The organism is Nocardioides sp. Z40_12, assembly GCF_058215795.1.
On sequence record NZ_JBZAJA010000004.1, the window covers coordinates 249,696 to 263,970 of the forward strand.

Consider the following 14,275-nt stretch of genomic DNA (forward strand, 5'->3'; position numbering starts at 1 on the left):
GCCGACCCAAGTAACCTGACTGCCGCAGTGGCGGGTGACGGCGGCCGATGAGGCCAGCCAGAGAGGGTGAGGATGTCCGATCCCAGGGGGAGCATCATGCAGGCCGAGGAGACACGCGACCCACATGGTCGACGCTACGGTGAGGCGATATGGTCAGTGGCGGTGGTCGTCGCCCTCAGCATCGCCGTGCTACGGGTCAACCCGGTGGCTTCGAGGCTCGACGGCAACGTGTGGCTACTGTTGATCCTGGTGTCGTTGGCGGCGGCCACGGTGGCGATGTGGATGTCTCCGCGCGATGTCGACGCCCCGCATCTCCGACCGGTGTGGATCGCCGCGGCTGCCTTGGTGGTCTTCAGCGCCGGATCCGCCGCCTGGAGCATTGATACGGTCCACAGTCTTGGCCAGGCCGCGGTGATGGCGGTCGTGCTGTGCTTCCTCGTCACCACGGGCAGTCGGCGCGGATCCCGACGCCTTCAGCAGGATCTCCTGCTGATCCTCGGCTGGGGAACTGCGGTCGTCGCGCTGGGTATCGTCCTCCGTTGTCTCGGACGGCCGGAGACGATCGGGGTCGCCGGACGACTGCAGGGAGTGCTGGGGAACCCGAACTTCCTGGGCATGATGTGCGCCACTCTGGCACTGGTGGGTGCGACACTCGTGGCTTCCTACGACCTCGGGCGACGCACCTTCCTCATGGTCGCCTTCGCAGTCTGGCTCTCCGTGGTGTCGATGCTGTGGAGCGGCTCGCGGGGCGCCCTGCTGGCCCTCATTGTCGGCGGCCTGATGCTTCTGCTCGGCTCCCACGCGCTGCGCCGTCGACTCCGGCAAGGCATCGTGCCCGTGCTGGCCGCGGCTTTCGCCGCCGCGGTGATCGGCGGCGGCGCGTGGGCCTGGGCGTCCTCTCTCGACGTCTACAACCCGGAGACGCAGGTCGCCTCCGAGAAGCGTGAGCCCGGCGCCGTCAAGAAGCTCTTCGTCCGGGACGCGGCCGAGACCGACATGACCAGTGGGCGCCTCGACCTCTACAGGGAGGCAGTGAAGGAGATCGCAGAGAAGCCGGTGCTCGGCCACGGGTACCGGACCTCCGAGCGGGTCCTGCCCTTGGAGGCCTCGACGCACAACCTGGGGCTCGCGTTCTTGTTGGAGCTCGGGGTGGTCGGTTTTGCCCTTTTCCTCTTCCTGGCCCTCCGTCTGCTCCTGTGTGCGCCGCGCTGGACCGCGCCCGCCGTCGCGATCCTCGCCGCCCTCACCGTCCAGGAGATGCTCGAATCCTCCCTTCATGCGTTCGCCGGACCCGTCGCGCTCGCGCAGTGGCTGGTCGTCTTCCTCCTAGCTGCCCACGCAGCAGGGCAGCGTTCCGATGCCGGACCGCGGCCGCGGTCTCGGCAGGGGTAGGCAGGAGCAGGGATGATGCACGACCTGCAGATTCACACCCGAGAGTCATTCGCGGCCGGGGGATTTCCCTGCCCAGACGTCTACTTCGGTGACGCCTACGGCGGCGCCGAGGAGGCCCACGGCGCTGGTGGCTGGTTGACGCTCCTCGCCTTCGATGGCCGGTGGCAGATGCCGGTGCACCTCCGGGAGTCCGACCTTGGCCTCGACGCTGCGAGCCCGTACGGGTACGCCGGCGTCTACGCAAGCGAGGAGCTGACGACCGCCGACCGTCGTGCCGCGTACGAGCAGGCGACGGCGGCCCTGCGCGAGCGGGGCGTCCTGGGGGTGTTCCTGCGCCAGTCACCTCTGGTCCCTGACCCGCTCGTGATTCCCGACGTCCGGGTGACGACCGGCCATGCAACGGTGCTGGTCGCCTGCGGAGACCCGGACGCCGCATGGAGGCGGATGGAGGGCCGCAGCAGGACCAGCATCCGAAAGGCCGACCGCGACGGCTACACCTCCGTGGTCCGTCCCGCCGTGCCGGAAGACCTGGAACCCACCAGCGGCTTCCGCCGGCTCTACGAGGGCGCGATGGAGCGTCGCGGAGCCAGCGCTCGGTACTTCTTCGCCCAGGACTACTACGACCTGCTGCTCCGTGGGTTGCAAGGGGATCTGCTCATCGGGTCGGCCTGCGACGGTGGCGGCCGTGAGGTCGCGAGCGCCCTGTTCATGCGGCACAGGCACCTGCTGCACTACCACCTGTCCGGCTCGGAGCCCCAGGCTGGACGAGCCGGGGCGACCAACCAACTGATCTGGCAGGCGATCAGGTGGGCTGGCGAGCACGGGGTGGCCCAACTCCACCTCGGCGGTGGAGTAAGCAATGGCGACTCGCTCTTCAAGTTCAAGCGGTCCTTCGGAGGTGACGTGTTGAGTTTCGACGCCCATGGCGTGGTAATCGACGAGCAGGGATACCAGGCGGCCGTGGTCGCACGGGCGCAGCAACTCGACAGGCCGCTGGACGAGCTTCTCTCCAGCCGCCACTTCCCACAGTTCAGGATCTCCTGATGGGGCTGTATGAACGAGGCGGCAAGCGCATGATCGACCTGGTCGTAGCTGGCCTGGTGGCAGTGGTCACCGCCCCGCTGCACCTGGTGTGCGCCCTAGCGATTGGCACGTCCTCTGGACGCCCGGTCTACTTCCGCCAGGACCGGGCCGGGGTCGACGGCCAACCTTTCGCCCTGATCAAGTTCCGCACAATGCGGGTCGGGACGCACGAGGCGAGCGGCGGCTACCCGACGGCCGACATGGTCACCACGGTGGGTCGCCTCCTGCGGAAGACGAGCCTGGACGAACTCCCGCAACTGGTCAACATCATTAAGGGCGACATGAGTCTCGTCGGTCCTCGACCCGCCCTGGTGGAGCAGACCACCCGTTACACCCCTACCCAGGCGCGTCGGTTGGCAGTTCGGCCGGGGCTCACCGGCCTCGCCCAGATCCGTTACCGGAACGCGGCCCCGTGGTCGACACGGATCGAGTCAGACCTCGAGTACATCAGGACGATGAGTCTGTGGTCCGACCTGTCGATCCTGGTTCGGACCCTCCCTGCAGTGATCACCGGCGGGACCGTGAAGATCGGGCAGACCGCGGCGGAGGTCGACGACCTCGGTGTGAGGGACGAGGCCGATGAAGGAGCCTGAGCCGGCGGGGTGGGAGCTGGGCTCGGACTTCGACCGGGACAGCGTCCTGCCCTTCCTGACGAATGAGTCCCGGCCCCTGCCCTGGGTTCGGTCCGGCGAACCGGTGACGTATCTCGAGTCGGGCCGCCAGGCGCTCGCACTGCTCTCGTCGCACCTGCGCTCTGAGGGGCGAACGACGTTGGTGATGCCCGGGCACTTCTGCGACTCGATGCTCTCTCCGTTCCTTGCCGACGGGTGGGACGTCGTCCTCGTGCCCGTCCTCGCCGACTGGACCTGCTCACCACCCGACCGTCCGCTCGACCAGCCCTACCAGACGCTCGTCCTGAGCATGTCGTACTTCGGGGTGCCGGAGTCACCCGCGTGGCTGGAGTTCCTGGCGAGGGAGTCGGGCAGAGGTGCTGTCGTCCTCTCCGACGAGAGCCACCGCGTGCTCTCCGAGGGCCTCACGTCAGCGCACTTCCGCGTGGGCAGCCTGAGGAAGATGCTGCCTGTTCCCGACGGCGCCTTCCTGACAGGACTCGCCGTCGACGACCTCCCCCCGGGTAGGCAAGCGGGGCTGAGGTTGCCGGCCATGCACGAGAAGTCTCGCCACCTCCGAGGGCAGGTCGACGCCGACCACCTGCCTCTGTTCGCGCGCGCAGCGCAGGCGACGGAGGAAGACACCAATCCCGCGAGGATGAGCCGCGCGACCCACGACCTGCTACAGAGGCTGGACCACGCCCGGATGGGCGCAGTCCGACGCGCCAACGCCGGCGCGCTCTCCGACTTGCTGGACGACTCCCTATACGCCGTCACGACCACATCCTCCCCCACGCCATCGCACGTGGTGCTCGAGGGACCGGACACGACGGCGCTCCGGCGCCACCTCGTCGGCGATCGGATCTTCTGTCCCGTCCACTGGGTCCGGCCCCAGGATCCGCGATTAGTAGGTCCGACTCAACCGTGGCGCTCGGCCATCCTCTCTGTACCGGTTGACCACCGGTACACGGTGGAGGACATGACAGTTGTCGCGCGCTCGGTCGCGGCGTTCCAGGACGAGAGAAGGTAGTGCAGATGCTCAACGGCAAGCAGGTCCGGATTCGCACCATGGAAGTCGCGGACCTTCCAGCGGTCAAGGCTGTCAACGACGACCCGGCCGTGCGCGGGAACGTGGTTGGCTGGGGGTGGCCGAACTCCGAGGCGGAGATGACCCGCTGGCACGCCGCAACTCAAGGAGGCGGCACACACCGGTGGGTAGTGGAGGACTTGGACGGCCGGATCATCGGCGTCACAGGCCTGTGGGACGTGGACCTCCAGAGCAGGCGCGCACTGACTGCACTCAAGCTCGGTGGCGCGAACGAGGTCCGCGGACGGGGTCTGGGCACGGATGCCATCAAGCTGGTGATGGCGTACGCCTTCTACGACGTGGGCCTGAACCGGCTCCACGGCTCGATACTCGTGAGCAACCCAGCGTCCCTGCGTGCCTACGTGGACAAGTGCGGTTGGTCACGTGAAGGGATCTCGCGACAGCACGTCTGGCGCCACGGCCAGTTCGTGGACCTGCTACAGGTCGGCGTGCTGCGTGAGGACTTCGACCAACTCGCCGACGCGAGCGAGTACGTTGAGATGGTCACCGGCGGTAGCGGCCGGTGAGTGCGCGCCACCGAATTACCTTCATCTCGCAGTGGTTCGCCCCCGAACCGACCGTCGTGCCAGACGGGATCGCCCGCGCGCTGGGTCGGTCCGGCGCGACCGTCGAGATCCTCACCGGCGTGCCCAACTACCCATCCGGTGTGGTGCAGGAGGGGTACGACGCGCGTCGGCCATCGAGAGACATCGTCGACGGCATGCGGGTCCAGCGCACTCCCCTCTACCCGAGCCACGATGCCAGTGCGGTCCGCCGAATCCTCAACTACGTGTCCTGGGCGTGCTCGGCGACGCTCTTCGGCATGGGCGGCCTTCGGCGATCCTCGCTCAACGTGGTGTACGGCTCGCCGATCACCGCCGCCCTTCCCGCTATCGTGGCCCGGCTGATCTGGCGCCGGCCCTTCGTGCTGGTGGTGCAGGACGTGTGGCCGGATTCTGTCTTCGCCACCGGCTTCCTCGACAAGGGACCGGTCTTCCGAGTCGCCCACGGTGGTCTGACCTGGTTCGCTGGGCTCGCGTACCGCACGGCCGCGAAGGTCGTCGTGATCTCGCCCGGCATGAGGGATCTTCTGGCGGAGCGCGGCGTCCCCCAGGAAAAGATCGAGGTCGTCTACAACTGGATCGAGACGACGCCGGGCTCGCCCCGGGTGGGCGACCCGCGCGAGGTCAAGGATCGTCGAGAGGTCTGGGGACTGGGTCCCGATGACTTCATCGTGATGTACGCCGGCAACCACGGACCCGCACAGTCGCTCGCGGCCGTGGTCGAAGCGGTGGCTTCTATCCCCGAGGTCCACCGCTGCCACCTGGTCATGGTGGGTGACGGAGTGGAGAAGGAAAGGCTCGAGGAGCTCGCCCTCTCCGCGGCGCCCGGACGGGTGCATTTCGTCGAGCCGCAACCGACGACCGAGATGGCCGGCCTGATGGCAGCGGCCGACGCGCAGCTCGTCTCCCTCGCCGACCAGCCGCTCTTCGATGTCACGGTGCCGAGTAAGCTCCAGCGGGTCCTGGCCGAGGGTCGGCCTGTCGTCGCGGTGGCCCGCGGCGACGTCGAGCGACTGGTCCAGGAGGCTGGCGCCGGCGTAACAGCCCCGCCAGGCGACGTGGTGGGCATCGCGGCGGCGCTCCTCGAGGTGTTGAGTGCTGACCGCGAACAACTGGCGCAGATGGGCGCCAGCGGTCGCGTCTTCTACGAGGAGTGGATGTCGGAGGACGTAGGGGCTCGGCGGTACGCCGAGATCCTCGCCTCCGTGTTGGACAGCTAGCCCGTCCTGCGCCGCCCTAGGGACAGCGGGGCCACTAGACCGAGCCGCGTCCTCAGCACCATGACCATGGCGGCAGCGAAGGCGACGTTGGCGACCACCCATCCCACCGCCGCACCGGTCGCTCCCCAGTGCCAGGCGAGGACGGCCTCGAGAATCAAGGCTCCGACGCAGGTGAGAGCCAGCCAACCGACCTCCGTCCGCTCCAACCCGACCACGAGGGGCAGCGCCGCCGCGGGTCCGAGCAGGACGGCGACCATCTGCCCCGCTGCCAGCACCTGCAGCGTCGTAGCCCCGTCCTCGAAGCCTCCGCCGAAGAGCCGCATCACCAGGGGCGCCCCTAGGATCAGCACCGACGACACCAGGACCGCCGCCGCAGCGGCCTTGCGATTGAACCGCCGAAGCACCTCGTTGGCAGGGTGAATTTCGCCGTGCCCGACGTGCGCAGACAGGACCGGCAGGGTGCTGGTGAGCAGCACGGTGGGGATCAGCGCGACGAAATTCGGGAAACGCGCCGCAGCGCCGTATAGCGACGCCTCGTACGGTGTCGACACCGCCGAGAGCACCAGCAGCGGTGACCAGGTGAGCAGATAGAAGAGCACAGCAGAGACCATCAGGGATACGAGATTGCCGCGTGTGGTCCAGCCCCGCCCACCGTCCTTGGCGGCCGCTGGGTCCCAGACCGGTTGCCAGATGTGCCGCACCCGACTCAGTGCCCAGAGGGCGACCGCGACGTTCGCAATCAGGAAGAGCAGCGCGACATCGAGCAGTGACTGATCGGTCCACAGGCCGAGAACCAGGACTGCCACCGTGGCGATGCCCTGGGTCAGCCCGACCTCGGCGAAGGCCCCCGCTGCCGCTCGACCGGCCCCGCGGAGCGCCGCAGAGCACAGGACCGAGAGCGCCTGAAATGGCGCGGCCGCCAAGAAGAGCACCAGTGCCACCCCGTCAGACCATCCCGAGGCCGCCAGGACCAGCACGGCCCCCACCGCGACGACGGCGAGCGCAGCGGAGAGGCCAAGGCAGAGCCGCAGGGCCCGACCCCACTCGAGCGACTCTGGCCGCAAGGCGCCGGCACGATGCAGGGTGGCGGAGCGGCGCAGCACATCCACGTCGGTGCCGAGCCGGCCGATGGTTGATACCAGGGTCAAGACAACGACCGCCGTGTAGACCAGTCCCGCATCCTCCGGGCCAAGCACGCGGGCGACCACGACGCTGAACAAGAACGTCATGCCGAGTGACATGACGCGGGCCACGGACGGGGGGATCCTGGAGAGCAGCGTGAGCGGGTTCATCGCCTGGGTCCTCGCAGCGCGGCAGATCGAGTCATCGGTGGCACGCGTGCACGGTACTCAAGGACCGCGCTGGCCCGAGCCACGCCCCTATAACATGCGCTCATCAGCGTCGAGAAGTAGGAGACCCGTGGCGGAAAGACCGAGAATCCTCGTGGTGGCAGGGGACTTCGACCCGGACGCCGCGCATCCGTGGCTCATCGACGACCTCGTCAGATCGATGGCCTTCCATGGCGCACAGGTCGACGTCGTCGTGGTCGATCCGCGAAGGACCCGAACGGGTGACCGTCAGATTGACGACGGCGTACGCATGATCGACCTGTCCCCACCCGGCTGGAGTAGGGCTTCAATTTGGTTCCGACTTCTGGGGCCGCGCGGGGCTGGCCTGCTCTCCAGGGCCGCGTGCGTCGGCGCACTCATGCTGTACAGCCGCGGTCAGAGTGATGGACCTTCCTACGACGCGGTCGTCTACTTCTCCATTGGAGCCCTGACCGGCGGACTGCCCAACCGGCTGCGCCGCTCGGGCCGGGCCCGTCGTTCCATCTTTGTCCTCTGGGACTTCTTCCCCGTGCACCAGCTCGAGATCGGTCATGTCCCGGACGTGGCCACCGTCTCTGCCCTGATGAAGGCGACGGAGCGACGCTCGTTCGCGGCCGCCGACGTGGTCGCGGTGATGACTCCACGCAACGAAGAGTTCTTGCGCCGCTACCACCGCGACGTCGGCACGACCGCCCTACTGCCTCCCTGGTCCAGCTCCGGCGCCGAGAAGATGGACCCCGCCACGCCCCGCTTCAGCGAGTTCACAGCAGTCTTCGGCGGACAGTTGGTGGCCGGACGCGACCTAGCCGTCCTGGTGGAGGCAGCCGAGGTCCTCGCCGCCCGATCGGGCCCCCCGGTACGTCTCCACATCGTCGGCGACGGCGCCGCGCGCACCGACCTGGAGCGCACGATCGAGGAGAAGGGCCTGGAGAACGTGAGCCTGCTCGGCCGCCTGCCGCGTGAGGAGTACCGCCGGCACGCGAGCCGGTGCCACGTCGGCATCTCGATCACCTCCTTTGAGGTGAGCGTTCCATCCTTCCCCTCTAAGATTCCAGAGTTTCTCGGTCTCGGGCTGCCAGTGGTGGTCGCCTCCGAGGCGACCACCGACGTCGGCGAGATCATCGTGGGACAGGGCGTTGGGGTGGCGGCGCCCTCCAACGACCCGAGTGCCGTCGCCGACGCGTTGCTGACACTTCGGGACAAGCACCTGGCGGGCGAACTGGCCGCCATGTCGGAGCTCGCACGACGAACCTGGTCCGAGCACTACTCCGCGGATGCCGCCGCCCAACGGCTGCTCGCCCTCACCGCGGGGCCGGAGCGGCCCAGCTGAGGGGCTCGAGCGCCCGCAGCAGACGCTCGGCCTTCCAGACGGTCTCCGCGTGCTCCTCGGCGACCTCCGAGCGCACGGTGATGCCGCCGCCGGTGCCGAGCCGCCAGCGTCCGTCACCGGAGGTGGTCAGCGACCGGATGACGACCCCGAGGTCGGCGCGGCCGTCGGCGGCCAGCCAGCCGAAGGCGCCCGCGTAGGCGCCCCGCGGCGTCGCCTCCACCGCCTCGATGATCTCCATCGTCCGCAGCTTGGGCGCTCCGGTCATCGAGCCGGCCGGGAAGAGCACCCGCAGCGCCTCCACGGTCGAGACGTCGTCGCGCAGCCGGCCGCGCACCGTGGAGACCAGCTGGTGGACGGTCTCGTAGGACTCCACCTCCATCAGCGTCGGCACCTCGACCGTCCCCGGCTCGCAGACCCGGGCCAGGTCGTGGCGGAGCAGGTCGACGATCATCAGGTTCTCGGCGCGGAACTTCGGCTCCGCCGCGAGCCGCCGCCGCGACTCCTCGTCCTCGGCGGCCGTCGCGCCTCGCGCGGTGGTGCCCTTGATGGGTCGGGTCTCCAGGAACCGGTCGGCGGTCACCAGCGCGTAGCGCTCGGGTGAGGAGCTGAGCAGCCAGGCGCGGTGGCCGGCCACGTCGTGCTGCAGGAAGCCGGCGTACGGCGCCGGGTTGAGCTCCCGCAGCCGCAGGTAGGCGGCGGCAGGGTCGAGCGCCGAGACGGCCTCGAGGCGGTGGGTCAGGTTGACCTCGTAGGAGTTGCCGGCGTGCAGCTCCTCCTGCACCCGGGCGAAGGCGGCGGCGTACTCCTCCGGGACCGGCGGCACCGGCGGCGCCGGGGCGCCGGGGCGCGGCGACCGGGCGGGCCGCGACGGCGGGTCGTGGAGGAAGGCGCGGACGTGGCGCGGGCGCATCCAGACCGCGTCGGGCTGGTGCGGGTCGGGCCGGGCGGGCAGGTCGGGCCGGCTGGCGGCGCCCAGGTAGCCGAACCACTGGGCGTCGGCGGGACCGGTGGCGAGCTCCTGCTCCAGCACCGCGAAGACGTCGTCACCGACGACCTCGGCCCGGGCCGAGGGGCCGACGCCGGTGTGCCGGCGCACCACCCCGGCGGTCGCGTCGTAGGTCAGCGAGACGTCGTCGGGGTCGAGCCAGCCGATGACCGAGCGGCGGCCCGACCAGGCCCGCGCCCCGCCGCCGTCGAGCCAGAAGGAGCGCGGGTGGACGGCCGCGACCGCGGCGAAGGTCTCCTCCGGGGTCACCGCGGCGTCCTCTCTCCGGCCAGGAAGTTGGCGACCAGCTCCCGGCCGTGCTCGGAGAGGATCGACTCCGGGTGGAACTGGACGCCCTCCAACGGCAGGGTGCGGTGGCGCACGCCCATCACCGTGCCGTCCTCGGCCCAGGCGGTGGCGACCAGCTCAGCGGGCAGCTCCAGGGCGGCGAGCGAGTGGTAGCGGACCGCGGCGAACCCCTGGGGCAGCCCGGCGAAGACCCCGGCGCCGTCGTGCTCGATCCGGGCGACCTCGCCGTGCGCCGGTGGCACCCGGCCCACCCGCCCACCGAAGGAGGTGACCAGGCCCTGCATCCCGAGGCAGACGCCGAGCACCGGCCTGGTCCCCGCGCGGAGCACCTGGGCGCCGACCGCGAAGTCGCGGACGCTGTCGGGCCTTCCCGGTCCGGGCGAGAGCACCACGTGCGCGTGGGCCAGCACCTCCTCGGCCGCCACCTCGTCGTGCTGCACCACGCGGGGCAGCACCCCGGTGACCGAGGCGACCAGGTGCACCAGGCTCCAGGTGTAGGAGTCGTGGTGGTCGACCACGACCACGTCGGTGGCCGGCACCCGATGAATCTAGTCCGTGCGCCCGCTCAGCCGCGGGTGAGGGCCCGGCACGACCCCGGCACCGGGTCGTCGCCGCTGGGACGGCTGCACCGGTCGAACTGCCGGAGCCGGCGCATCAGCGCGGCCTGCTGCGCGGCGTACTTGCGGACCCCGAACTGGTTCTTCTTCTCCCACGCGTGCTTGTCGTAGGAGTAGAGCTCGTAGCCGTGGCGGGTCCGGCCCTCCGCGGGGTCGAGGTCGTGGCGCACCAGCAGCGCGTCGCGGGTGCGGACGGCGACGTAGCTGGGGATCCGCATCAGCTCACCGCCGGTGAAGGCCCGGTCGGGGTCGCCCCCGGCGGTGCCGGTGGTGTGCTCGAAGAAGACGTGGGTCCGGGTGTGCACGTCGCGGTCGGTGAGGCTGGGCACCAGGGAGGTGCCCGCGCGGTACGGCGCCGGCGGGAGGCCGGCGAGCTCCTCGAAGGTGGGAGCCAGGTCGATGTTGCTGGTCATCTCGCGCCGCGGGCCGGGGACGACCCCCGGACCGGTCACCAGGAGCGGGACCCGCACGTCGGTGTCGTAGGCGGTGCCCTTGCCCATCCCCAGCCCGAGCTGGCCGAGGTGGAAGCCGTTGTCCGAGGTGAGCACCACCATCGTGTTCTCGTCGACGGCGCGCAGGATGCGGCGCACCGTGCGGTCGACCGACTGGACCATGCGGGCCCGGTCGCGCAGGTGGGTGACGGCCTCGCGTGCGGAGGTGGTGCGGACGGTGTTCCAGGGCCGCGTCCGCTTCCCGCCCCGGGTCCGCGGCACGTTGTCGCGCCGGTTGTCGCCGAAGCCGGGGAGGTCGCGGGTGGTGAGGGAGCCACAGGCGACCGGGCCGCAGTTGCCGGCCGCCTTGGTGCCGCCCGGGCGGTCGGCGAAGGCCGCCGGGAAGACCGGGTCCCCGGGGTAGGCACCGTCGGGGTTGGTCCGGTTGTGCGGGGCGTACGGCGCCACCTCGAGGAAGTAGGGCTGGTCGGAGTCGCGCTGCCCGGCGATGAAGTCGAGCGCGTAGTCCTCGATGACCTGCCCGGCGTAGGCCCGGTCGAGGACCTCGGTCGAGGAGCCTGCGGCGGGTGCCGGGTGGTGGCGCACCTGGGCCTGCCCGTCCACGAGCGTGGTGCTGTCGAAGCCCCAGCCGTCGTAGGCGGAGCCGAAGAGCACGTGGAACTGCGACCAGCCGGGCGGCACCGCGGGCATCGGCTGCACGCCGGCGACGTACTCGAACTCGTTTAGGTACTTGCCGACGAAGCCGGTGGCGTAGCCGACCTCCTGGAGACGGACGTTGAAGCTGCGCGGGCCGTTGCCGTAGCGGTCGAAGGCCGGGTAGCCGCCATAGGGCAGGGTCCCCTCGGAGGTGTTGGTGCGCACCCCCGTCTGGTGCGGGTACTGCCCGGTCATCAGGCTCGCGCGGGAGACGCAGCAGAGCGAGTCGACGGCGAAGTGGTCGTAGCTGGCACCGGTGCGGGCCATCCGCTGGGCGCTGCGCATCGTCGGCAGCAGGTCCATGGAGAAGTCGTCCATCAGCACCAGCACGATGTTGGGGCGCGAGCCGGGGCCCGGGATGACGCGGTCGGCCTCCTCGCCGACGGCGGCGCCGCAGGCCGTCAGGGCCACGAGTGCGAGGGCGCTGCCCAGCAGCGTCCTCCAGCGGGACGTGCGCACTCGCACTCGTGACCTCCCCCGGGCTGATCCACCACGACAGTGGTGGACAGCCTAGGAGACGTCGCGGAGGCCTCCAGGGTTGCCGCTCGGCGCCAAGTCGGGACGAAGGTCCCTCAGCCGTCGTCCCCCAGCAGCAGGTCGGAGACCAGCTCGTTGATCAGGTCGAAGCCGCGCTCGGTGAGGATCGACTCGGCGTGGAACTGGATGCCCCGGTAGTGGCGCCCGCGGACCAGGTGCACGTCGCCGCTCTCCTCGTCGGCCTCGACGGTGACCCCGGCCGGGAGGACGTCACCGGCCCGGCCCACGAAGGTGTTGTAGAAGCCGACCCGCTCGGTCCGGTCGCCGATCGTGACCGAGGCCTGCGTGCCTTGGAAGACGATGTCCTTGAAGGCCAGCGGGATGCCCACCGCGTGGCAGAGCGTCTGGTGACCGAGGCAGACCGCCAGGAACCGCTGCTCGCGGGCCAGCAGCCGGCCGACCACCGCGCGGACGACGGCGATCTTGGGGTCGTCGCCGTCCCGAGGGTCGCCCGGCCCGGGGCCGACGATCACCAGGTCGTAGTCGTCGAGGTCGCCCTCGGCGTAGGCGTCGTGCCGGACCACCTCGCTGGTCATCCCCATCACCGCGAGCAGGTGACGGAGCATGTTGACGAAGTCGTCCTCGGCGTCGAGGATCCCGACCCGCAGCCCGGCCAGCGCCGGGTCGGGGGTGGAGCCCGCCTGGTCGGTCAGCCAGAAGGTCGAGAGACGGCGGTTGCGCGACTGCAGGGCGATCAGGACGTCCTCGTCGCGGGCCAGCTCGGCAAGCCCCTCGGAGGGGGCGCCGGCGGCCGGCACCAGGCCGAACGCCGAGAGGATGCCGCCCGCCTTGGCGTGGGTCTCGGCGACCTCGTAGGCCGGGTCCGAGTCGCGCACCAGCGTGGCCCCGGCGGTCACCTTCATCCGCCCCTGGGGGTCGACGTCGGCGCTGCGGATCACGATGGGGCTGTCGGCCGTCGGCCGGCCCTCATCGTCACGGCCCAGCAGCGCCAGCGCCGCGCCGTAGTAGCCGCGGCCGCCCTCCTCGTAGCGGTTGATCAGCCGGACGGCGTTCTCCACCGGGCTCCCGGTCACGGTGGCGGCGAACATGGTGTCGCGCAGGATCTCGCGGACGTCGCGGCGCGACCGGCCGGCCAGCAGGTACTCGGTGTGCACCAGGTGGGTCATCGGCTTGAGGAACGGGCCGAGCACCATGCCCCCCTCGTGGCACAGGTCGCACATCATCTTGAGCTCTTCGTCGACGACCATGAAGAGCTCGTAGATCTCCTTCTCGTCGCGCAGGAAGTCGAGCAGCGCCGGCTTCATCTCGGCCGCGCTGCGGCCGCCCACCCGGAAGGTCCCGGAGATCGGGTTCATCCGCACGTCGCCGCCGTGCACGCTGACGTGGCGCTCGGGGCTGGCGCCGATCAGGAAGCGGTCCCCGGTGAAGAAGGCGTAGGTCCAGTAGGCGCCGCGCTCGCGCTCCAGCAGCCGGCGGAAGACGGTGAGCGCCTTGTCGACACCCCAGTCGGCGACCACGGCCCGGTAGTGGCGGCCGATGACCAGGTTGGCCCCCTCGCCCTGCCCGATCTCGTCGCGGATGATCGCCTCGACGATCTTGGCGTAGTCCTCGTCGGAGGACTCGAAGCCGCCGCGGTCGGTGAAGTCGATCCCGGTGTCCGGGATGGCGGCGAGCACGTCGGCGACCGGGTGGCGGCGCTCCAGCTCGATGTCGACGACCACCAGGGGGGCGCCGTCGTCGTGGGCCTCGAAGCCGCGCTCGCGGACCTGGCGGAAGGGCACGGCCAGCAGCCGGTCGAAGCGGCGCCCGGGAGCCGGCACGCCGTCCTCGAGCGGCACGTCGAGGAGCGACTCGACCTCGCTGCGCGCGCCACCGATGAAGGTGACGACGTCGGCGTCGCCGGGCTCCTTGCGCGCGAGCCGGATCACCGCCCAGGCCTCGTGCCCCTGGAGCTCGGCGAGCGTGGCTCGCACCTCCTGGACTCGCGCCCCGTCCGGGGCCGGCGTGGGCTGGCTCATGGCAGAACCCTAGTTCGGGGCCCGACCCGTCCGGCACGGCGTCCCAGCCGGCGACCCAGCGCCTAGACTTCGATCCGGCGTTCGCG

General features: G+C 70.4%; 12 protein-coding genes. 7 read left to right on the forward strand and 5 right to left on the reverse strand.

Features of this window, described 5'->3' with window-relative positions:
- Nucleotides 1-162 precede the first annotated feature (162 nt).
- From AC4BG9_RS09780 to AC4BG9_RS09805, 6 genes are read left to right on the forward strand one after another with little or no spacing between them, the layout of a single operon-like run.
- Nucleotides 163-1,392, forward strand: coding sequence for an O-antigen ligase family protein (locus tag AC4BG9_RS09780; protein ID WP_490570905.1), 1,230 nt, complete (start codon nucleotides 163-165; stop codon nucleotides 1,390-1,392).
- A 12-nt stretch (nucleotides 1,393-1,404) separates the two neighbouring features.
- Entirely contained in the window at nucleotides 1,405-2,436 is a 1,032-nt protein-coding gene (locus AC4BG9_RS09785; protein WP_490570906.1) for a GNAT family N-acetyltransferase, read from the forward strand.
- Nucleotides 2,436-3,068, forward strand: a complete 633-nt coding sequence (locus AC4BG9_RS09790; RefSeq protein WP_490570907.1) for a sugar transferase — start codon at nucleotides 2,436-2,438, stop codon at nucleotides 3,066-3,068. The genes AC4BG9_RS09785 and AC4BG9_RS09790 overlap by 1 nt, the downstream gene beginning before the upstream one ends.
- Nucleotides 3,055-4,116, forward strand: coding sequence for a hypothetical protein (locus AC4BG9_RS09795; RefSeq protein WP_490570908.1), 1,062 nt, complete (start codon nucleotides 3,055-3,057; stop codon nucleotides 4,114-4,116). The genes AC4BG9_RS09790 and AC4BG9_RS09795 overlap by 14 nt, the downstream gene beginning before the upstream one ends.
- A gap of 5 nt (nucleotides 4,117-4,121) precedes the next feature.
- On the forward strand, nucleotides 4,122-4,700 hold the full coding sequence (locus AC4BG9_RS09800) for a GNAT family N-acetyltransferase (RefSeq protein ID WP_490570909.1): 579 nt from the start codon (nucleotides 4,122-4,124) through the stop codon (nucleotides 4,698-4,700).
- Complete coding sequence (locus tag AC4BG9_RS09805; RefSeq protein WP_490570910.1) at nucleotides 4,697-5,956, forward strand: glycosyltransferase family 4 protein; 1,260 nt, start codon at nucleotides 4,697-4,699, stop codon at nucleotides 5,954-5,956. The genes AC4BG9_RS09800 and AC4BG9_RS09805 overlap by 4 nt, the downstream gene beginning before the upstream one ends.
- On the opposite strand, the gene AC4BG9_RS09810 is transcribed toward AC4BG9_RS09805, so the two are convergent.
- Entirely contained in the window at nucleotides 5,953-7,248 is a 1,296-nt protein-coding gene (locus tag AC4BG9_RS09810) for a lipopolysaccharide biosynthesis protein (RefSeq protein ID WP_490570911.1), read from the reverse strand. The genes AC4BG9_RS09805 and AC4BG9_RS09810 overlap by 4 nt on opposite strands.
- 154 nt (nucleotides 7,249-7,402) lie before the next feature.
- Here AC4BG9_RS09810 and AC4BG9_RS09815 point away from each other — a divergent pair, with 154 nt between their 5' ends.
- Complete coding sequence (locus AC4BG9_RS09815) at nucleotides 7,403-8,614, forward strand: glycosyltransferase family 4 protein (protein ID WP_490570912.1); 1,212 nt, start codon at nucleotides 7,403-7,405, stop codon at nucleotides 8,612-8,614.
- On the opposite strand, the gene AC4BG9_RS09820 is transcribed toward AC4BG9_RS09815, so the two are convergent.
- The 4 genes from AC4BG9_RS09820 to AC4BG9_RS09835 all read right to left on the reverse strand — a co-directional run bounded on the left by AC4BG9_RS09820 (nucleotide 8,586) and on the right by AC4BG9_RS09835 (nucleotide 14,189).
- Nucleotides 8,586-9,869 (reverse strand): anthranilate synthase component I family protein, encoded by a 1,284-nt coding sequence (locus tag AC4BG9_RS09820; RefSeq protein ID WP_490570913.1) that lies wholly within the window; start codon nucleotides 9,867-9,869, stop codon nucleotides 8,586-8,588. The genes AC4BG9_RS09815 and AC4BG9_RS09820 overlap by 29 nt on opposite strands.
- A complete protein-coding gene (locus AC4BG9_RS09825; protein WP_490570914.1) occupies nucleotides 9,866-10,447 on the reverse strand; it encodes an anthranilate synthase component II in 582 nt (193 codons plus the stop codon). The genes AC4BG9_RS09820 and AC4BG9_RS09825 overlap by 4 nt, the downstream gene beginning before the upstream one ends.
- Nucleotides 10,448-10,473: 26 nt before the next feature.
- Entirely contained in the window at nucleotides 10,474-12,138 is a 1,665-nt protein-coding gene (locus tag AC4BG9_RS09830; protein WP_490570915.1) for a sulfatase-like hydrolase/transferase, read from the reverse strand.
- A 107-nt stretch (nucleotides 12,139-12,245) separates the two neighbouring features.
- Nucleotides 12,246-14,189, reverse strand: a complete 1,944-nt coding sequence (locus tag AC4BG9_RS09835) for an anthranilate synthase family protein (protein ID WP_490570916.1) — start codon at nucleotides 14,187-14,189, stop codon at nucleotides 12,246-12,248.
- Nucleotides 14,190-14,275: the final 86 nt, after the last annotated feature.